Genomic DNA, 20,560 nt, shown 5'->3' on the forward strand with positions numbered 1-20,560 from the left:
CTTCTACCGGCCTTCCTGTGCGGCGGGGATGTCATAGATTTCGCGGAGCGCGCGGTCGAGCTCCGCGGCGGAGGTGAAATTGTCGATGACGTAGACCGGCACCCCCACATCGCCTAAGCCAGCGGCGATTTCGCCGGAGGTCAGCAGGACGTCGGCCTCGCTGGCGCGCCCCTTCGCGGAGATGGTGTCGGTGGCCTCGACGGTGAAATACGGCGACCAGCCCCACTCGCCCAACACGCCGTCCAGAGTGTTCTTCAAAAACAGCGAGGTGCCCAGCCCGTTGCCGCAGACGGTAAGTATCTTGCCCTTGCTCTCGACGGCGCCGTCGGGGCGCGTGGCGGGGCCGCCGGTTGCGGCGGCTGAGCCCGCCGTGCCGGGCGCGGCGGCCGCAGCGGCTTCTTGGGACTCTCGCTCCTCGCGCTCGCGGCGCATGGCGATGGCGTTCGCAGCGGCGGTGGGCACGTAACCGTCCAAGACGTTGCGCAGCTGCCCTTCGGAGGTGACGACGTCGAGGAGTTCGCGCTTGTCGGCATCGCCGAGCACGCGGGCCAGTTCCTTCATGGCGCGGGTGTGGGCGAAGTCGTCGCGGGCGGCCAGGGCCACGACCAGGGTGACCGGGTCGTTGGTGCCGTGGCCGAAGCGGACGGGCTCGGCCAGGCGCACCCAGCTAATCGCGGTGTGGCGGACCGCCTCCGAGGGGCGGGCGTGGGCGAAGGCGAAGCCGGGCGCGACGACGATATAGGGCCCGTTGTTGTCCACGGTCTCGATCATCGCTTGGGTGTAGTCGGCGGTGGCGGAACCGCTGGCCTCCAGCAGGCGGCCGGCGCGGGTCACCGCGGCGCGCCAGTCCGCGGCGGGCGCGTCCAGTTCCACGGCCCCGGGCGCGAGTAGGGCTCCTAGTTTGGACATGTTCTCTCCTTGCACTCTTCGATTGCGTCAGCGTCAACTAGAGATCAACTAGGGCGCCGCCCTGCGGTAGATACACCTGAATTTAGCAACCCGCACGCCGCGGACTCAAAAAGCAAATCCCGCCGGTGTGTTGTTTCCCAAACGCACCGACACCCTGAACGCGGGGGTGTGCGTGTTAACTTGAGTTATTGGCCCCGCGCCCGCCCACAGCGAGCGGAGCCTTCCCCCTAACGACACAAACCACAGAGGAAAAGAGGTTTGTCCCTATGGAGACAATGGAGACGTGGGAGCCGACGCTGGGCGCGGGCCCGCTGTTGGGCATCGCGGTGGCGGCCATCGCGCTGATTCTGGTGATGGTCATCTATTTCCGCGTGCACGCTTTCGTCACGCTGGTAACGGTGTCGGCGCTGACCGCCTTGGCGGCGGGGCTGCCCATCGCCGGGGTGGTCGAGACGATGACGGATGGCTTCGGGAGCACGCTGGCGTCGGTGGCGCTTCTGGTCGGCCTGGGCGCGATGATAGGGCGGCTGGTGGAGGCCTCCGGCGGCGCGAAATCGCTTGCCGATGCCCTAGTGGCCCGGTTCGGCGAAGACCGCGCGCCGTTGGCGCTGGGGATCGCCTCGCTGATCATGGGCTTCCCCATCTTCTTCGACGCGGGCCTGGTGGTCATGCTGCCGGTCATCTTCGCGGTGGCGCGCCGGCTCAACGGCCCGGTGCTCGCCTACGGGATCCCGGCCGCCGGCGCTTTCTCTGTCACCCACGTCTTCCTGCCGCCGCACCCGGGCCCGGTCGCGGCCACGGAGTTTTTCAACGCGGACATCGGGCTCATTTTGGCGCTCGGCCTGCTGATCGCTATCCCGACGTGGTACTTCTCCGGCTACCGCCTGGGCCTGTTTCTGGGTAAGAAATTCCCCTTCGACGTGACAGAAATGCTCACCGGACCGGCCGTGAAGGAAGCCGAGATGCCCAACCGCCCGGTCTCCCCAGCGGCGGTGATTTCGGTGCTGCTCATCCCGCTGGTGCTGATCTTCTGCAACACGGGGCTGAGCACGCTGGCGGCGGCCGGCACCATCGATGCCGAGGCCACCTGGGCGCAGGTGCTCATCATGGTGGGCCAGACCCCCATCGCGCTGCTGATTACCACCTTCGCCGCGATGGCAATCCTGGGCCTGCGCCGCGGGGTGGACAAGAACGTCATCGAAAAGACCATGGAGTCCTCGCTGGGGCCCATCTGCTCGGTGGTGCTCATTACCGGTGCGGGCGGCATGTTCGGCGGGGTGCTGCGCACCTCCGGTATCGGGGATGCGCTGGCGGATTCACTGTCGGGTATCGGCATCCCGGTGATTCTGGCCTGCTACCTCATCGCCGTGGCACTGCGCCTGGTGCAGGGCTCGGCGACGGTCGCGCTGACCACCGCCGCCGCGCTGATGGTCCCGGCGGTCGAGGCCGGCGGTTTCAACGAGGTCCAGCTCGCGCTCATCGTGCTGGCGACGGCGGCCGGCTCGGTCTTCGGCAGCCACGTCAACGACTCGGGCTTCTGGCTGGTCGGTCGCCTGATGGGCATGGACGTGGCCACCACGCTGCGCACCTGGACCGTCAACCAGATGCTCATCAGCGTGATCGGCTTCGTCCTCGCGCTAGTGCTCTTCGGAGTTGCCGCGGCGTTCTAACACATCGGGGAAATCCCGCGGTGTTTCACCTAGCGGGGAAATCCCACGATGTGTGGCTGGCTGCGTTTAACTGGCTACGTTCAAGCAGCCAGGTAGTCCGCCACCTGGCGGGCGATTTCTTCTTCCGGCTGGTCGACGTCGAAGACGGCACCGACCTCGTCGGCTTCTAGGGGCTCGAGCGTGTCGAACTGCGACTGCAACAGCGAGGCCGGCATGAAGTGGCCGGCGCGGTGCTGCATGCGCTCGGCCAGCACGCCGAATTCCCCGGCCACGTGCACGAACACGACATCGGGGCAGTGCTCGCGCAACAGGTCTCGGTAGGACCGCTTGAGCGCGGAGCAGCCGATCATGGTGCCGCTAGGCTGCTCGGCCAGCCAGGTGCCGATGGCGGTGAGCCAGGGCCAGCGGTCGGCATCGTTGAGCGGGATGCCCGCGGACATCTTGGCGATGTTTTCGGCTGGGTGCATGTCGTCGCCGTCGCGGTAGGCGTTACCGGTCAGCGCGGCGACGTTGTGGCCGACGGTGGTCTTGCCGGAGCCGGAGACGCCCATGATGACGACGTGGTAGGAACTGCTAGTCATTCTCCCAAGTTTAGTGGCGCGACCTGCGCCAGCGGCAAAAGGCGAGCGGGAGCACTTGACGGGGCAAGGCCTGACGCCATAAATTTAGCCACACAGCCCAATGCAAACGTTTGCAGCAATCGTTTGCACCCCTCCTCTCCGACCGGGAAGAAGGTCCGCCCCTACCATGCCTGCCCACAGCGCCAACCTGAAAGACGTCGCCTTAGCCGCGGGGGTCTCGGTGTCCACGGCCTCCCGCGCGCTGGCTGGCAAGGACTCCATCTCCGCGGCCACACGCCAGCGCGTGGAGCGGGCGGCCCAGGCGCTCAACTACCACCCGAATATCCAGGCTCGCGGGCTGCGCACCGCGCGCACCTACACGCTGGGCCTGGTCATCCCGACGCTGCTCAACCCCTACTTCGCCACCATGGCCGACGCGGTCCAGGCCCGCGCGACCGCCAACGGCCTCGCCACCATCATCACCTCCTACTCGGAGGACTCGAGCCGGCTGCGCGACGCGGTGACCACACTGTCGCAGCAGAACGTGGACGGCATGCTGGTCGTCCCCACCGCGGACGCTCTCTCCCTGCTCGACATGGTCAAGGCGGCGGGCACGCCGGTCGTGCTCATCGACCGCTCCCTTGCCGGATCCGACCTGCCGACGGTGGTCTCCGACCCGGAGCCCGGCATCACGGCGGCGGTGGAGCTGCTCTACGTGCGCGGGCACCGGCGCGTCGGCTACCTGGCCGGCCCGGAGGAGCTGTCCACCGGCGCGGAGCGGCGGGCGGCCTTTAGTGCGGCGGCAGAGCGCGTGGGCATCGGCAGCGAGCATGTTTTCCAGGGCGGCTTCGAGGTCTCGCAGGGCATTACCGGCACGCGGGAGCTGCGGGAGGTCGGGTGCACGGCGGTCATCGCGGGCGATTCCATGATGACCCTCGGCGCGCTGGAGTACTGCCACCGAGAGAAGGTGCTCATCGGCAAGCAGCTGGCGCTGGTGGGCTTCGACGACCTGGACTACATGCGGGTCCAGCCCACGCCGCTTTCTGTCATCGACCAGGACGTGACCCAACTGGGCTACCGCGCCGCCGATGCCCTGGTCGCCGCCCTGTCCGGCATGTCCCCGCCAGACGTGACCCTGCCAACCCGGCTTATCACCCGTCAATCCACCGAACACTATCTCCAGGAGGTGCCGCGATGAACCACCCGGTCATCATGCGGCTAGAAGGAATCAACAAATCCTTCGGACCCGTCAACGTCATCCGCGACGTCAGCCTTGACGTGCGCGCGGGCCACGTGCACGCGCTGCTGGGCGAAAACGGCGCCGGCAAGTCGACGCTTATCAAGATGATGTCGGGCGTCTACCAGCCGGATACCGGCCGCGTCCTCGTCGACGGCGCGGAGGTCCAGCTGCCGAACACGAAGGCGGCGGAGGCGCTGGGCATTGCCACCATCCACCAGGAGCTCAACCTGGTGCCGACGATGTCCGTGGCCGAAAACATCATGCTGGGCCGCACGCCGTCGCGCTTCGGGCTGGTCAACAAGAAGTACCTGCGCAACGAGGCGGCGGCCGCCCTGCGGCTCATCGGCCTGGACGTTAACCTGGACACGCCCGTCGGCGAGCTGGGCATCGCCCGCCAGCAGCTGGTGGAAATCGCCAAGGCGCTGTCGATGAACGCGCGCCTGCTCATCCTAGACGAGCCCACCGCCGCACTGACCGGCAAGGAAGTCGACCAGCTCTTCGCCGTGGTCGAGGATCTGCGCGCCAAGGGCGTCGGGATGGTCTTCATCTCCCACCACCTGGAGGAGCTGGCCCGGATCGCGGATTCCATCTCCGTGCTGCGCGACGGCAACGTCGTCGCCGAGGTCGGCCCGGGCACCCCGGAGGCCGAGCTGGTCCGCCTGATGGTTGGCCGCGACATCGACAACCAGTACCCGCGCGAGGCGGAAACACCCGGCGAGGCCCTGCTCAGCGTGCGGGGGCTTTCCACGCAGGGCAGCTTCGCAGACGTCAGCTTCGACGTCCACGCCGGCGAGGTCGTCGGCCTAGCCGGGCTGGTCGGCGCCGGCCGCACGGAGATCATCCGGGCCATCGCCGGCGCGGACAAGGTGGATTCCGGCGAGGTCCGCGTGGCCGGCAGCCCGCTCAAGTTGGGCGATATCGCCGCCGCCATCCGCGCCGGCATCGGGCACGTGCCCGAGGACCGCAAGTCCCAGGCGCTCATCTTGGACGCCACCATCGGCGAGAACCTCGGCCTGGCGACGCTGAATAAGACCAGCAAGGCCGGGCTCGCCGACCGGCGCGGCCAGAAGGCCCGCGCCCGCGAGGTGGCCGAGAAGCTGCGCATCCGCATGGCCGACATCGACCAGCCCATCCGGGACCTGTCCGGCGGCAACCAGCAAAAAGCCGTCTTCGGCCGCTGGGTGCTGGCCGGCTCCCGCGTGCTGCTGCTGGACGAGCCCACCCGCGGCGTCGACGTCGGCGCGAAGGTGGAAATCTACCGCATCATCAACGAGGTCACCGCCGCCGGCGGAGCCGTCCTGATGGCCTCCTCCGACCTGCCGGAGGTGCTGGGCATGTCCGACCGGGTGCTGGTGGCCTCCGGCGGAAAAATCGCCGGCGAGCTACCGCCGACCGCGACCCAGGACGAGGTCATGACCCTCGCCGTATCCAACGTCACCAGCACGATTACCGAAAACCCCCACGACTTTGAGGAGATCGCCTCATGACCACCACCGCTACCGCCGCCAGCGCGCCCACCGGCACCCCGACGGGCCCGAGCCGCTGGCACCGGGTATCCAACTGGATGATGAACAACGGCGCGCTCGTCGGACTCATCGTCCTGTGCGTGGCGCTTTTCATCGCCACCCCGCACTTCCTAACCGTTAACAACCTGGTCAACATCGGCATCCAGGCCGCCACCGTGGCCATCCTGGCTTTCGGCATGACGTTTGTCATCATCACCGCCGGCATCGACCTGTCGGTGGGCTCCGTCGCCGCCCTGGGCGCGATGGTCTCGGCCTCCTTCTTCGTCAACACCGGCCTGCCGGGCTTGGTCACGCTGATCCTCGGCCTGCTCACCGGCCTGCTGGCCGGTGTCATCTGCGGCATGGCGACGGCCTGGGGCAAGATCCCGTCGTTCATCGCCACCCTGGCCATGATGTCGATCGCCCGCGGCGCCACCCTGGTCATCTCTCAAGGCTCGCCGATGCCCACCGCCGACGCCGTCAACTGGATGGGCTCGACCGTGGCCGGGGTGCCCATCCCGATCGTGATGATGGTCATCGCCGGCCTGGTGTGCTGGTTCATCCTGGAGCGCACCGTGCTGGGGCGCTCCATGTACGCCATCGGCGGCAACCTGGAGGCCGCGCGCCTGTCCGGCCTGCCGGTCCGAAAGCTCCAGGTCGCCGTCTTCGGCCTATCCGGCCTCTTCGCCGCGCTGTCCGGCCTGGTCATGGCCGGCCGTCTGACCTCGGCGCAGCCGCAAGCGGGCGTGGGCTACGAGCTGGACGCGATTGCGGCGGTGGTCATCGGTGGGGCATCGCTTGCCGGCGGCGCCGGCAAGGCCACCGGCACCCTGGTCGGCGCGCTGCTGCTAGCCGTCATCCGCAACGGGCTGAACCTGCTCAACGTCTCCTCCTTCTGGCAGCAGATTGTCATCGGCCTGGTCATCGCGCTGGCCGTGGGCTTCGACGTCATCCGTAACAAGACCGCTAACTAAATACCCTCCCCCTCCCCCCGGCGGCGCGCGAAAACTACCCCGCCGCCGCACGAAAAGTAAAGGAAAACTCATGTCTGCATCCCGGACCCGCACCCTTGTCCGCAAGTCTCTGGCCGTGGCCTCCGTCGCCGCGCTGACGCTGTCGGTTGCCGCCTGCAACCGCGGCGAGGCCGCCAGCGACAACGTCACTCTGGCGCTGTCGACCCAGACCAACCCCTTCTTCGTCGAGCTGCGCGACGGCGCCCAAGAAAAGGCCGACGAGCTGGGCATCAACCTGGATATCCAGGACGCCTCCGACGACGCGTCCACCCAGACCAACCAGCTGAAGAACGCGGAGACCTCCGGCGCCGGCGTGGTGATTGTCAACCCGACGGACTCCGACGCTGTGGGCTCGGCCGTCCAGTCGCTCAACGCCGCGGACATCCCGGTCGTGGCGGTGGACCGCTCCTCCAGCGCCGGCGAGGTTGCCTCGTTTGTGGCCTCCGATAACGTCGCCGGCGGCGAGCAGGCCGCCGATGCCCTGGCTGAATCCATCGGCGAGGAAGGCGAGATCCTCGTCCTGCAGGGTATTTCCGGCTCCTCGGCCTCCCGCGACCGCGGCGAGGGCTTCGAGAAGGGCTTAAAGAAGTACCCGAAGATTAAGGTCGCGGCCAAGCAGACCGCGAACTTCGACCGCACCGAGGGCCTGAACGTGACCACCAACCTGCTGCAGGCCCACCCGAACGTCAAGGCCGTCTTCGCCGAGAACGACGAGATGGCCCTCGGCGCCATCGAGGCCCTGGGTGCTAAGGCCGGCAAGGAGGTCAAGGTCTTCGGCTTCGACGGCACCGAGGACGGAATCAAGGCCATCGAGGACGGCACGTTGGCAGGCACCATCGCCCAGCTGCCGGACGAGCTCGGCGCCAAGGCCGTGGAGCAGGCCGCTGCTATCCTGAACGGCGAGGACCCGGAAACCGAAATCCCGGTCGAAGTTGTCACCGTCACCAAGCAGAACGTAGCGGAATACAAATAATGACTGAACCGACCAGCACCCCGTCCACCGCTGCCGCCCAGCCCGGCCGCCTGGCCGTCGTGGGCTCCATCAACGCCGACCTCATGGTGGGCGTAGACCGCCACCCACACCCGGGCGAGACCCTCCTGGGCAGCGGCGGCAGCATCCTGGCCGGAGGCAAGGGTGCTAACCAGGCCGTGGCCGCGGCGTTGCAGGGCGCGCAGGTGGACTTCGTCGGCGCGGTGGGCGACGACCCTTACTCCGCCCCAGCGATGAGCCACCTGAAAAGCAGCGGCGTAAACCTGGTGCATGTAGCAACCTGTTCCTCCACGACGACGGGGCTGGCGGTTATCACGGTCAGCGCGGACGGGGAGAACACCATCGTGGTCATCCCCGGCGCGAACACCACCGTGGACGGCGGCTACGTCGACGCGCACTCGGCGGCGGTGGCGGCAGCCGACATCGTCTTGCTCCAAGGCGAAATTCCCGCCGAAGGCTTCGCCGCCGCCGCCCGCCACGCCCACCGCCTGGTGGTCAACCTGGCGCCGGTCATTGAGGTCGACCGGGACAGCCTGCTGCGCGCGGACCCGCTGGTGGTCAACGAACACGAGGCCGACCTGGTGCTGGCCCAGCTGGGCGCGCCGGTGGCCTCGGCGGACCCGCACGACTTGGTCCAGGCGCTGCTGGGCGTCGGCTTCACCAGCGTCGTGCTGACGCTGGGCGCCCAGGGCGCCCTGGTGGGCGATGGTTCCGGTCTGACGGACATCCCCACCCCGCGCATCCACGCGGTGGATACCACCGGCGCCGGCGACGCCTTCACGGGCGCGCTGGTAGCCCGCCTGCTGGCCGGGGCATCGCTTACCGATGCCGCCCGGCACGCCGCCCGCGTCGGCGCTTTTGCCGCCCTGTCCGCTGGCGCCCAGCCGTCCTACCCCGGCTTGGACGCGGAACTACCAGAGGTATAAAAACATGCGTAAACAAGGAATTCTAAACCCCGAGCTGACCCGGGCGATTAGCCGCCTGGGCCACACCGACACCTTCGCCATCGGCGACTGCGGCCTGCCGCTTCCGGACGGCGTGAAGGTCATCGATTTGAGCCTCGTCTTCGGCGTGCCGAGCTTCGCGGACGTCGCCCGCGCCATCCTCAACGAGGTGGTGGTGGAGGCCGTCGCGATTGCGGACAGCACCCCACGCGAAATCCGCGAGCTACTCCCGAACGTGCCCGTCCGGGAGACCACTCACGAAACACTGAAGAACCGGCTCGCGGAGTGCCGGTTCATCGTGCGCACTGGGGAGACTACTCCGTTTGCTAATGCGATTTTCCGCAGTGGCGTGGCCTTTTAATGGAAGACCATGCCGCCGTCGACCACTAGGGTCTGGCCGGTGACGTAGTCCGAGTCCTCGCCGGCCAGGAAGGAAATCGCCTTGGCGACGTCCTCGACCTCGGACAGGCGCTTGAGAGTGATGTTCTTAGTGAACTGCTCCCAGCCCCACTCCTCCGGCTGGTTGTTGCTGCGCGCCAGGTCCTGGGCGAGCTTCTTCATCAGCGGGGTGCGGACGATGCCCGGGGCGTAGGCGTTGACGGTGATGCCGTCGTCAGCCAGGTCCTGGGCCGTGGTCTGGGTCAGGCCACGGATGGCGAACTTGGTGGAGGTGTACAGCGGGATACCCGGGTTGCCCTTCACACCGGCCTGGGACGTGGCATTGATGATCTTGCCGCCGTGGCCCAGCTCGCGCAGCTTCTTGGCTGCCGCCTGGATGCCCCAGATAACACCCTTGACGTTGATGTCGTAGATGGTGTCGATGTCCTTTTCGGTCACGTCGAGAATATCGATCTGCGGCGCGATGCCGGCGTTGTTGATGATGACGTCAAAGCCGCCGAGCTTTTCCACCGTCTGGTCCACCGCCGCGTAGACCGAGTCCCGGTCCGCCGCGTTGACCTCGATGGCGATGGCACCTGCGGCCTCACCGCCCAGATCTTCCGCGACCTTCTGCGCGGTGTCCAGGTTCAGGTCCCCCACCGCAACGCGGAAGCCATCCCGGTGCAGGCGCTTGATAGCCGCCTCACCGATTCCCTGACCGCCACCGATCATCAGGGCGACCTTGCCGTTTTCTACGCGTTCCGTAGCTTGAGCAGACATTGGTTTCTCCTTAAGTCCAGCACGTTGGAATCCAACGTAAACTTCTGAATGTGCTCACTGGCAAGCCTACTCCGCACCAGCAAACACGGCAGTCCAACCAACAACTAGCTGACCCTTCGCGTGAAAATAACCGATGTCCGATTGTTTTTGGGTGTTTTTGTGTCGATTCCACGACGGCGCTCGCGCTGGTCATCGCTTTCATTCTCGAACGCAACTCCAAGGACGGCCGGGGGTAGCAAAAACTCCGCAGTACCCAGCGGATTTACCACTAACCCACCTGCGTGTCCGGCAGATGTTCATAATGTAGGAATGAGCTTTGTCATACGAGTTGTGGGCGCGGTCTTCCGCGCCGAGGACAGGATCTTGGCGTGCCGCAAAGCCCCCGGCAAGTCGCTTGCCGGCTACTGGGAGTTCCCCGGCGGCAAGATCGAGGCCGGCGAGTCCCCAGAGCAGGCACTCGCGCGCGAAATCCGCGAGGAGCTGTCCATTACCGCCGAGGTGGGCTCAAAAGTCACCACCACGACGCACGAGTATGACTTTGCCACCATCGAACTAACCACGTTCTGGTGCACGATCTCCTCGGGCAGCCCGCAGCTCAGCGATCATGACGAGGCCCGGTGGGTAACCGCCGCCGAGGCCACCGAGCTGACCTGGACCCCGGCCGACGTCCCGGCGCTGAAGCTGGTGGTGGACGCCCTGTGAGCCACCACCCCGACGACTCCACGCTGCCCTTCGGCTACTACGAGACTCCCCTATCTGCCCGGGTGCGCGACGAGCTGCGCCGGAAAGAAGCCGCCTACCCGACCGCCGGCTTCCAGATTGCCGACGGCGCGAGCGAGGAAGTCTCCCACCGCTACCAGGCTGCGGTCTCCCACGGCATCGCCAGTATCCTCGAGCAAAGGCTCCGCGAGATGTCGAAGCCGGCCGACCGGCTGGCCTTGATCAACCGGCTGACTTCGGCCCTGGGCGCTGAGGAGGCCATCGACAGCGAAGAACTGTTGTACGCCATCTTCGACACCAAGCTGGCCAGCCCTCCCCAGATGCCGGAGATTCCGTTCCATTCGAGTGCCCTTTTTACCAACGCGCCCGAGGAATCGAACCTCTGGACCGAACTCGACCGCGAGTTAAAGACCGCCGACGAGGTGCACCTCCTGTGCGCTTTCGTGAAGAACACCGGCGTCTCCGCGCTTACGGAGCAGCTCGAATACCTCCGCGATAAAGGCATCCCGCTGCGGGTGTTGACCTCTACCTACTGTGGCGCAACCGACGCCCTGGCAGTCAAGACCCTGGTGGAACGCTACGGCGCGCAGGTGCGCGTGTGCTACGAGCACAAGAGCACTCGCTTGCACGCCAAGGCCTGGCTGTTTAAGCGTAATTCGGGCTTCGATACCGCCTTCATCGGCAGCTCCAACCTCTCCCGGTCCGCGCTGGTCGACGGCTGGGAATGGAACGTGCGCGGTTCCAGCAAAACCACGCCGGAAGTCATCGACAAGTTCATCAAGACTTTCGATACCTACTGGCACGATCCCCACTTCGTCGATTTCCGTCCCGAACGCGACTTCGACAAGCTCGATAAGGCCCTGCTCCTTGCCCGCGGCGGAGAGCGCAAGAACGACTCCCTGGAAATCTCCGGCTTACGGGTCGAGCCTTTGAGTTCTCAGCGGCCGATGCTCGAGGCTTTGGAATCCGAGCGCACCGAGCACGACCGGCACCGGAACCTCCTGGTGGCGGCCACCGGTACCGGCAAGACCGTCGTGGCGGCCCTGGACTACCGCCACCTGTGCGAAAAATTCGGCCGCCGGCCGCGCCTGCTGTTCGTAGCTCACCAGAAGAGGCTCCTCCTCCAGGCGCAACGCACGTACCGCGAGGTGCTTTCCGATGCCACCTTCGGCGAGCTCCTAGTCGACGGCCAGCGCCCCGGCAAGTGGGACTACGTCTTCGCGAGCGTCCAATCCCTCAAGCCCGCCATCCTCGACCAATTGGCTCCCGATCATTTCGACGTCGTTGTCATTGACGAATTCCACCACGCCGAGGCGAAGAGCTACCGCCGCATCCTGGACCACTTCGCCCCGCAAGAATTGCTAGGACTCACGGCCACCCCGGAGCGCGCGGATGGCGAGAACGTACAGAAGTTCTTCGATTACCGCGTCGCCTACGAGCTACGGCTTTGGGACGCCTTGCGCATGCAACGGTTGACTCCCATGCACTACTACGGCATCGCCGACGGCACGGATCTCACCGGGATAACTTGGAACCGCCGGAGCAATGGATACGACGTGGACGAGCTCAGCGAGCTCTACGTCAGGGCTGGGCAGAAGCGCACGCGGTTTATCATCCAAGAGATCGAAAAGCGCGTCCTCGATCTGTCCAAGCTCAAAGCTCTGGGCTTTTGCGTGTCTGTTTCCCACGCCCAGTTCATGGCCCAGCAGTTCACCGAGTTCGGAATCCCGGCCAAGGCCATCGACGGCAACACTCCCACAAACCAACGCGAAGCGATCATCCGCCAGCTCCAGGCCGGCGACATCAAGGTGATTTTCGCCGTCGACCTCTTCAACGAGGGCGTGGACATCCCCCAGGTCAACACGTTGCTACTCCTGCGCCCCACGCAGTCCCCGGTGGTCTTCATCCAGCAGCTGGGACGCGGCCTGCGCCTGTCCGAGGGCAAGGACTCTTGCCTGATCCTTGACTTTATCGGGCAGCAACACCGAAACTTCGACTTCACGGAGCGCTACCAGGCGCTGACCAAGAAGCGCGGGCAAAACCTGATCAAGGAAGTGGAAAAGGGCTTTTATTCCATGCCAGCCGGCTCCAATGTCAGCCTGGACCGGGTGAGCCAAGAGCAAATTCTAAGGAGCATCAAGAAGGCCGCCAGCAGCTCGCTGAAGAAGATCAAATCCTTGGTCGCGGAGATCCGAACGACCGATTTGTCGCAGTTTCTGGCCGAGTCCGGTATCGATATCAGCGATATTTACAAGACCCGACCCAACCAGTACTCGTGGACCAGGTTCCTGCGGGAGGCTAACCTCCTGCCAGGAAGCGACGCCGAGACAGAGACCTTCCTCCTCAAGCGGCTGCGCACCATGCTGCACATCAACGATCAGGACCGCGCGAATGCCTACCTGCGCTTGCTGGCCCCGGACGGCCCCGACCCGGAGAAGCTGGAAGGCGACGACCGTGCGTACGCACGCATGCTGGTCTTGTCGTTCTGGGGCGGGCAGTCGACCGTCACTCCGCCTGACGACTTCGCCGCGGCGCTCTGCCTGCTACGTAACTACCCCGCCGTGCGCACCGAACTAGGCCAAATCATGGACTACGCCGTCAGCTCCTCCCGCGTCATCCCGCGCCCGACCGGCGTCTCGCTGCTCAAGAGCCACGCCGAGTATTCACTGTCCGAGCTCGTCGCCGCCATGGAAGAACGTCCGCTGCCCAAGATGGTTAGCCTGCCGCGCGAGGGCGTGCGCTACTTCCCCAACCAGAACACGGACCTGTTCCTAGTGACCTTAAAGAAGCGCGAAGATATCAGCGCCTCGACGGATTACCACGACTACCCGGTCTCCCCGGAGCTTATGCGCTGGGAATCCCAGAACAGCACCACGCTTAAGAGCAAGACCGGGCAGCGTTATATTCACCATCAGGAACTCGGCGGTTCCATCGCCATGGCGACCCGGTTCCTCAGTAGCAACGAGGTGGGCACCGCCTCTGCCTACACCTTCCTGGGCAAGATCGATTACGTCTCCCACCAGGGCGAAAAGCCCATCAAATTCGAGTGGGCCCTAGAGCGGCCCATGCCGGAGAAGCTCTTCGTCGAAGGCCGCACCGTGGCCTAGAACAGCCGGGCAGCCCTCAGATCGGACGACGTCGACAACTTTCTTCCAAAAACTAACGTGATGCACGGCACATCGGGGTACAGTGACTTCCATCACTTCTCCCCCTAGTGTCGCCTGTGAAGGAGTGCGTCATGAAATCTGACCCTGCTGCTCGTCCGGTTGGTGCGTCCGGTAGCTCGCCGGTTGCTGGTGCCGCCGCTGATGAGAGACAACAGAAGGTTCGCTGGACCCTGGTGGGGCCTGGCCTGGTGGCGGCGGCCACTGGCGTGGGCGCGGCGGACATGGTGGCCACGATGATTGCAGGCCAGCGCTACGGCTTCGCCCTGCTGTGGGCGGTCATTCTGGGCACGTTCATGAAGATCGTGCTCGTGGAAGGGGTAGGCCGTTACAGCCTGGCCACGGGGAATACTATCTTCCACGGCTGGCGGGAGCTGGGGCCGTGGACAGCCTGGTATTTCGCCCCCTACATCGTGATCTGGGGGCTGGTCTACGGGGCCGCGGCGATGTCGGGTACCGGCTTGGCCTTGTCCGCCCTCTTCCCCGGCACGAGCCTGAACATGTGGGCCATCGGCACCGGGCTGGTCTGTTTCGCGCTGACGTGGCTGGGCCGCTACCAGCTCTTTGAGAGGATCTCCGCGGTGCTGGTGGGCATCATGTTCGTCACCGTCGTGGGCGTTGCCGCGATTACCGCGCCCAACCTGCCCGGGATCATTACCGGGCTGGTGCCCACGGTCCCGGACGGATCGTTCGTCTACGTGCTCTCCATCGCCGGCGGCGTGGGCGGCACTATTACCCTGGCCGCCTACGGCTACTGGCTGCGGGAGAAGAAGTGGTACACACCGAAGTGGATGAAGGTCATGCGCCTAGACAACTCGGTGGCCTACCTCGTCACCGGTATTTTCGTGCTGGCCATGTTGGTGCTCGGCGCGGAACTTCTCTACAGCGCCAATGTGGCGGTAACGGACAATGACGAGGGCCTGGTCGACATGGCCGACGTGCTGGAGGCCCGCTACGGGACCGTGCTGTCCAAGGGCTTCATCGTCGGCTTCTTCGCCGCCGCGTTCTCGTCTTGCCTGGGTGTGTGGAACGGGGTGTCCCTGATGTTCGCCGACTACATCGGCCACCTCAAGAAGCTGCCGCAGGATGATCCTTCCACCAAGACCGGCGGCAAATACTACCGCGTCTACCTGGTCTGGCTGACCTTCCCGCCCATGCTGCTTTTACTGCTAGGCAAGCCCACCGGCCTCATCATCACCTACGGGGTCCTCGGCGCGTTATTCATGCCGTTTTTGGGGCTGACCCTCCTAGTGCTGCTCAACACGAAACTCACGCCGAAGCGCTGGCGCAACGGCTGGATTGTCAACGCCCTGATGGCTGTCATCTCCGTCGCGTTCGTCTACCTGTGCATCACCCAGGTCGCCGGTCTCTTTACCTAGAAGCCCCTAGCCAATCTGCACCTTGGTCGAGCAATCGATCCTGGCGTACGGCCGACCCTGATTGTCCACAGAGGTCAGCGCGTAGTTTCCGCCGTAGGCGCGGCAGCCGGTGTAGGTATCCGGCGCGGGCGCGGCGGGAGCTGGTGCGGCGGGGGCATCGTTAGCCGGGTTGGGGTTAGCCGGGGCAGGGTTAGCCGGCGCGGGGTAATCGGCGCTGTCGGGGCGTGCGGGGCCACCGGTCGGGCGGCTGGCCTCTTCCTGCCGTTTTTTGTCGCGCTCGGCTTCCTCGACCGCATCGGCACGCTCGTCGTGGAGGCGCTCCTCGGCCTCGTCGAGTTCGGCGCGGCGTTCGGCCAGTATGGCGTTGAGGCGATCGACCAGGTAGGTGCCGTAGAAGGCATTGCGGGCGCCGCCCTCGATGGCGTCCAGATCCGCACGGCGGGCGGCGGTGCCGGCCAGTAGCTTGTCGATGGCAGCCACCTCATCACTGGAACCATAGGTCGTGGTCGGGGACGAGCTCAGCGCGGTGGCCGCGGGGCCACCGTCGGTGGCGAAGCACTCGGGACCCACGTCGAAGATGCCGCGGCGGGCCCGCTGGGCGGCATCGACTGCCTCCTGGACCGGCGGGTAGAACTTCCGGTTCTCACCGACCACCATGGCCGCGGCCAGGCCCTCCTCCGCGATGCGCGCGTTGACCAGCTCGTCGTCCAGAAAGACGCCGGCCAGATCACGGCCGTACTTGTCTTGGTGCTCGACATCGTATTCGAGGCGCACGGCGGTGCCGGCGGGCAGGAGATCGGCCAGGAAATCCCGGGCGGCCTCGGCCAGGCAGTCGGCGGGGCGGCCGTCACGGGCGAGCTCCGGGGTGTCGATGTTGAGCAGCCGCACGCGCTTGTCGCCGTCGGCGGTGTGCACGTCGATGGTGTCGCCGTCGATGACGCGGTTGACGGTGGTCTGTTCCTCCCCGCCGCCCATGATGGCCACTCCGGCGACCGCGGCGATGGCCACCCCGCCTATGCCCAGAAGCGCTTTCCCAAAACCCATTGCGCAGGTCCTTCCTCTAAGAACAAAATCTTTCCGATCTTAGCCCGCCGCGGCTGTGGGGGTGGCCGGGGAATCCACCAAACGTAACCCTATTCACAAATCGACGTGACGCGCGCTACACTGGATCCATCAGATTGTTCAACAATTTTAGGGATGGTGTTGATGTCTTCGCTTGCTATTGATCTCAACGCAGATTTGGGTGAGACGACCGCCGGCAACCCCGTGGCCGATGACGCGGCCATGCTGGAGCTGGTCTCCTCCGCCAACGTGGCCACCGGCTTCCACGCCGGGGACCCGCACTCAATCGCGCAGACGGTCCAGGCCGCGGCCCGCGCCGACGTGGTCATTGGCGCGCACGTGGGCTATAACGATGCCGCCGGTTTCGGCCGCCGCTTCATCGACTACGCCCCGGCGGAGCTGGCCGATGAGATTACCTACCAGATCGGCGCGCTGGAGGCCCTGGCGCGTGCGGCCGGCACCCGGGTGCGCTACGTCAAGCCGCACGGGGCGCTCTACAACACCATCGTGCACGATCAGGCCCAGGCCCAGGCGGTCATCGACGGCGTACGCGCCTTCGGCGACCTGCCGCTGATGCTGCTGCCCGGCGGCGTGGCCGTGGACATGGCCGAGGACCAGGGACTGAGGGTGGTGCGCGAGGCCTTTGCCGACCGCAACTACAACGCCGACGGCACGCTGGTCTCCCGGCGCGAGTCCCACGCGGTCATGCACGACCCGCAGGCCGTAGCCGACCGCGTCCTGCAGGTAGCTCGCACCGGCTCTATCACCGCCTACGACGGCACCGAGCTGGCCGTCGATGCCCAGTCCGTGTGCACCCACGGCGACTCCCCCGGCGCCGTCGAGCTGCTGCGCGGCGTGGTGGACCTGCTGGGCCGCGAAGGCGTGGAGATTCGGAGCTTCCTCGATGTCTAACCCCACCATCCACCCGGTCGGCACGCGCGCGATGCTCATCGACTTGGACGGGCTCGACCAGGTCATGAGCTGGCACGCGGAGCTGTCCGCGCACCCGCTGCCGCACCAGGTCGACTGTATCGCCGCCGCCACCACCTTGCTGGTCACCTTCGACGCCCCGCGCGCGGCCGAGCTCGCCGCCGAGCAGCTGGCCGAGTTCCAGCCCACGAAGGCGGGCCGGCGCGAGCCGCGCACCGTGGACATCGACGTGCGCTACGACGGCGAGGACCTGGCCGATGCCGCGGAGTTGCTCGGTATGTCGGAGCAAGCGCTCATCGACTGGCACACTTCCACCACCTGGACCGCCGCCTTCGGCGGCTTCGCGCCCGGGTTCACCTACTGCGCGCCGGAGGACCCGGCCCAGGCCAAGGCCATGCCGCGCCGCCCCGACCCGCGTACGGCCGTGCCGGCGGGCGCGGTGGGCATCGCAGGCGATTTCTCCGCGGTCTACCCGCGCGTCTCCCCCGGCGGCTGGCAGCTCATCGGCACCACGAACACCCCGATGTGGGAGTCTCACGCGGAGCCGCCGGCGCTGGTCCAGCCCGGCGACCGGGTGCGCTACAACGCGGTGCGCGAGCTGCCCGAGCTGACCCGCGACCACGACGGAGCCAAGAAATCCCCGGCGCGCCTGCCCCGCATGGAAGTCGAGGACGCCGGCCTGCTGACCCTGTACCAGGACCTCGGCCGGCCGGGCCGCGGCGACCTGGGCGTTACCCCCTCCGGCGCGGCGGACCGCGCGGCGGCCGCCACCGCCAACATCGCGGTGGGCAACCCACGCAATGCGACGGTGCTGGAAAACATCGGCGGCATCAAGCTCAAGGCGCTGACCGACACGGTCATCTGTGTGACCGGCGCAACCGCCGTGGTGCGCGTGGGCGAACACCCGCTGCAGCTGGCCCGCCCCATCCTGGTCACCGCCGGCACCACCCTGACCGTTAGCCCGGCGATTACCGGCATGCGCTCCTACATCGCCATCCGCGGCGGCATCATCGCTGACACGGAGCTGGGCTCGTCCGCCACGGACGTGCTCTCCGGGCTGGGCCCGGACCCGGTGCGTGCCGGCGAGGTCATCGGCGTGCTGCCGCGCTCGAACGCCATGACGGACGCCCAGCTGGCCAACCCGCTGCGCGTGTGCGATGACAACGGCACCACCACCGGCGTGCTGCGCTGCGCGCTGGGACCGCGCGACGACTGGTTCGGCGAGAACGTCCAGCAGTTCTTGGACACCGAGTGGACCGTCACCTCGGATTCGAACCGTGTCGGCCTGCGTCTGGCTGGAGATGCCACCATCGAACGCGTCGTCGACGGCGAGCTGCCCTCAGAGGGCATGGTGGCCGGCAGCGTGCAGATCCCGCCCAACGGCAAGCCCGTGGTCTTCCTGCGGGACCACGCCGTGACCGGCGGCTACCCCGTCGTCGCCACCGTCTTGGAAGAAGATATTGATATTGCCGCCCAGCTCCCGCCCGGGGCCCGGGTCCGCTTCGAACTAGTCTCAGGAGTCAACTAACCATGGCCATTTCTGCTGTACTTATTGCTAACCGCGGCGAGATCGCCGTGCGCATCGCCCGCGTCGCCCGCGACCTGGGGATCCGCTCCATCGCCGTCTACTCCGAGGCCGACGCCGGCGCCCTGCACACCGTGGTGGCCGACGAGGCCTACGCCCTGCCGGGTAACTCCGCCGGCGAGACCTACATGAACATCCCGGCGCTGCTGGACATCGCCGTGCGCGCTGGCGCGGACGCCATCCACCCGGGCTACGGCTTCCTGTCGGAAAACTCCGAGTTCGCCCGCACCGTCAGCGCCGCCGGCCTGACCTGGATCGGCCCGGACCCGGACGCCATCGACCTGCTGGGCGACAAGATCGCCGCCCGCCGCGTGGCCGAGGAGGTCGGCGCCCCGCTGGCCCCGGGCACCTCCGATCCCATCGGCGACTGGCAGGAGGCCCGCGCCTTCGCCGAGGAGCACGGCCTGCCGATCGCCATCAAGGCCGCCTACGGTGGCGGCGGGCGCGGCCTGAAGGTCGTGGACACCATGGAAGAGATCGAGGGCGCGTTCAACTCCGCCGGCCGCGAGGCCATGGAGGCCTTCGGCCGAGCCGAGTGCTTCGTGGAGAAGTTCTTGGTCCACCCGCGCCACGTGGAGGCCCAGGTGCTAGCGGATACCCACGGCAACGTGCGCGTGCTGGGCACCCGCGACTGCTCCACGCAGCGCCGCTTCCAGAAGCTCATCGAAGAGGCCCCGGCCCCGAACCTGACCGAGAAGCAGTACCAGGGCATCATCGAAGGCTCCCGAGCCATCTGCCAAAAGGTCGGCTACACCGGCGCTGGCACCGTGGAGTTCATCGTCTCCGAGGACGGCACCATATCCTTCCTGGAGGTCAACACCCGCGTCCAGGTCGAGCACCCCGTCACCGAGGCCGTGACCGGCGTGGACATCATCGCCGAACAGTTCCGGATCGCCGCCGGCGAGAAGATCTCCATCGCAGAGGATCCGGAATCCCACGGCCACGCCTTCGAATTCCGCATCAACGCCGAGGACATCCTCAACGGCTTTGCCCCCTGCCCGGGCACCATCGTGGCCTTCGAGCCGCCGACAGGCCCCGGCATCCGCGTCGACGCCGCCGTGCGCACCGGGTCCATCGTGCCGCCGTACTACGACTCCCTGATTGCCAAGCTGGTGGTCTGGGGGCCTAACCGCCAGGTGGCCCTGCGCCGCGCCCAGCAGGCGCTACAGGAGTTTACGGTCTCCGGCGTGCGCACCGTGCTGCCCTTCCACCGCGACATGGTCAACAACCCGGCGCTGACCGGCGACGAGCTGGGGCTCTACACCGACTGGGTGGACCACAACTACCGCCCGTCCGCCGGGCACCAGACCGAGCAGGTGGAAGCCATCTACACGCAGCGCCGCACCGTGGCCATCGAGGTCGACGGCAAGCTGATGAACATCGGCCTGCCCGTCGAGTTCTTCCAGGCGTCCGCCGGGGCCACTAGCTCCGCCGCCCCCGCCGGCGGCGAGGCCAAGGCCGGCTCCGCCGGGGCCGTGACCGCCCCGTTCGAGGCCAACCTGGTCGAGTGGAAGGTCGAGGACGGCGCCGAGGTCGCCGAGGGAGACGCTATCGCTACCATCGAAGCCATGAAGATGGAATCCGCCGTCAAGGCGCCCAACGCCGGCACGATCTCCATCAAGGTCGACGCCGGCGAGCGCGTTAGCCCCGACGACGTCATCGCCACCATCAACTAACCGCCTACCCCGCCGCGTTACCCCGGCGCGCGCAGGTGCTGCTTTCGTCTCGGA

The 20,560-nt window shown here is 66.6% G+C and carries 17 protein-coding genes; 13 read left to right on the plus strand and 4 right to left on the minus strand.

Annotation, left to right across the window (positions count from 1 at the left end; genetic code table 11):
- Window positions 1-3 precede the first annotated feature (3 nt).
- The gene (locus tag QQS52_RS01790) at window positions 4-909 is read right to left on the minus strand and encodes a PTS sugar transporter subunit IIAB (protein WP_472772317.1); all 906 of its coding nucleotides are present in this window, start codon (window positions 907-909) and stop codon (window positions 4-6) included.
- Between the two features lie 275 nt (window positions 910-1,184).
- Here QQS52_RS01790 and QQS52_RS01795 point away from each other — a divergent pair, with 275 nt between their 5' ends.
- Entirely contained in the window at window positions 1,185-2,579 is a 1,395-nt protein-coding gene (locus QQS52_RS01795; protein ID WP_472772538.1) for a GntP family permease, read from the plus strand.
- Window positions 2,580-2,659: 80 nt separating this feature from the next.
- On the opposite strand, the gene QQS52_RS01800 is transcribed toward QQS52_RS01795, so the two are convergent.
- Window positions 2,660-3,160, minus strand: coding sequence for a gluconokinase (locus tag QQS52_RS01800; protein ID WP_472772318.1), 501 nt, complete (start codon window positions 3,158-3,160; stop codon window positions 2,660-2,662).
- 166 nt (window positions 3,161-3,326) lie between these two features.
- Here QQS52_RS01800 and QQS52_RS01805 point away from each other — a divergent pair, with 166 nt between their 5' ends.
- From QQS52_RS01805 to rbsD, 6 genes are all read left to right on the plus strand, one after another.
- On the plus strand, window positions 3,327-4,337 hold the full coding sequence (locus tag QQS52_RS01805; RefSeq protein WP_472772319.1) for a LacI family DNA-binding transcriptional regulator: 1,011 nt from the start codon (window positions 3,327-3,329) through the stop codon (window positions 4,335-4,337).
- Entirely contained in the window at window positions 4,334-5,866 is a 1,533-nt protein-coding gene (locus tag QQS52_RS01810; protein ID WP_472772320.1) for a sugar ABC transporter ATP-binding protein, read from the plus strand. The genes QQS52_RS01805 and QQS52_RS01810 overlap by 4 nt, the downstream gene beginning before the upstream one ends.
- A gap of 77 nt (window positions 5,867-5,943) precedes the next feature.
- Entirely contained in the window at window positions 5,944-6,858 is a 915-nt protein-coding gene (locus QQS52_RS01815; protein ID WP_472772539.1) for an ABC transporter permease, read from the plus strand.
- 70 nt (window positions 6,859-6,928) lie between these two features.
- Window positions 6,929-7,870 (plus strand): D-ribose ABC transporter substrate-binding protein, encoded by a 942-nt coding sequence (locus tag QQS52_RS01820; RefSeq protein WP_472772321.1) that lies wholly within the window; start codon window positions 6,929-6,931, stop codon window positions 7,868-7,870.
- A complete protein-coding gene (locus QQS52_RS01825; protein WP_472772322.1) occupies window positions 7,870-8,814 on the plus strand; it encodes a ribokinase in 945 nt (314 codons plus the stop codon). The genes QQS52_RS01820 and QQS52_RS01825 overlap by 1 nt, the downstream gene beginning before the upstream one ends.
- A gap of 4 nt (window positions 8,815-8,818) precedes the next feature.
- Window positions 8,819-9,193 carry a D-ribose pyranase gene (gene rbsD / locus QQS52_RS01830; protein ID WP_472772323.1) on the plus strand — a complete coding sequence of 125 codons (375 nt, stop codon included), beginning with the start codon at window positions 8,819-8,821 and terminating at the stop codon, window positions 9,191-9,193.
- Here rbsD and QQS52_RS01835 read toward each other — a convergent pair.
- Window positions 9,190-9,990: a (S)-acetoin forming diacetyl reductase gene (locus tag QQS52_RS01835; RefSeq protein WP_472772324.1), complete on the minus strand. Its 801-nt coding sequence runs from the start codon at window positions 9,988-9,990 to the stop codon at window positions 9,190-9,192. The genes rbsD and QQS52_RS01835 overlap by 4 nt on opposite strands.
- 309 nt (window positions 9,991-10,299) lie before the next feature.
- Between QQS52_RS01835 and QQS52_RS01840 the strand changes: the two genes are divergently transcribed.
- From QQS52_RS01840 to QQS52_RS01850, 3 genes are all read left to right on the plus strand, one after another.
- On the plus strand, window positions 10,300-10,692 hold the full coding sequence (locus tag QQS52_RS01840) for a (deoxy)nucleoside triphosphate pyrophosphohydrolase (protein WP_472772325.1): 393 nt from the start codon (window positions 10,300-10,302) through the stop codon (window positions 10,690-10,692).
- Window positions 10,689-13,817, plus strand: coding sequence for a DUF3427 domain-containing protein (locus QQS52_RS01845; protein ID WP_472772326.1), 3,129 nt, complete (start codon window positions 10,689-10,691; stop codon window positions 13,815-13,817). Before QQS52_RS01840 ends, QQS52_RS01845 begins: the two co-directional genes overlap by 4 nt.
- Window positions 13,818-13,948: 131 nt before the next feature.
- Complete coding sequence (locus tag QQS52_RS01850; protein WP_472772327.1) at window positions 13,949-15,253, plus strand: Nramp family divalent metal transporter; 1,305 nt, start codon at window positions 13,949-13,951, stop codon at window positions 15,251-15,253.
- 6 nt (window positions 15,254-15,259) lie between these two features.
- On the opposite strand, the gene QQS52_RS01855 is transcribed toward QQS52_RS01850, so the two are convergent.
- Window positions 15,260-16,297 carry a thermonuclease family protein gene (locus tag QQS52_RS01855; protein ID WP_472772328.1) on the minus strand — a complete coding sequence of 346 codons (1,038 nt, stop codon included), beginning with the start codon at window positions 16,295-16,297 and terminating at the stop codon, window positions 15,260-15,262.
- 162 nt (window positions 16,298-16,459) lie between these two features.
- Between QQS52_RS01855 and QQS52_RS01860 the strand changes: the two genes are divergently transcribed.
- From QQS52_RS01860 to QQS52_RS01870, 3 genes are read left to right on the plus strand one after another with little or no spacing between them, the layout of a single operon-like run.
- Window positions 16,460-17,227: a LamB/YcsF family protein gene (locus tag QQS52_RS01860; protein ID WP_472772329.1), complete on the plus strand. Its 768-nt coding sequence runs from the start codon at window positions 16,460-16,462 to the stop codon at window positions 17,225-17,227.
- On the plus strand, window positions 17,220-18,773 hold the full coding sequence (locus QQS52_RS01865; protein ID WP_472772330.1) for a 5-oxoprolinase subunit B/C family protein: 1,554 nt from the start codon (window positions 17,220-17,222) through the stop codon (window positions 18,771-18,773). The genes QQS52_RS01860 and QQS52_RS01865 overlap by 8 nt, the downstream gene beginning before the upstream one ends.
- Before the next feature lie 2 nt (window positions 18,774-18,775).
- Entirely contained in the window at window positions 18,776-20,506 is a 1,731-nt protein-coding gene (locus QQS52_RS01870) for an acetyl/propionyl/methylcrotonyl-CoA carboxylase subunit alpha (protein WP_472772331.1), read from the plus strand.
- The last annotated feature ends 54 nt before the right edge of the window (window positions 20,507-20,560 follow it).

The organism is Corynebacterium sp. 1103A, from assembly GCF_055700955.1.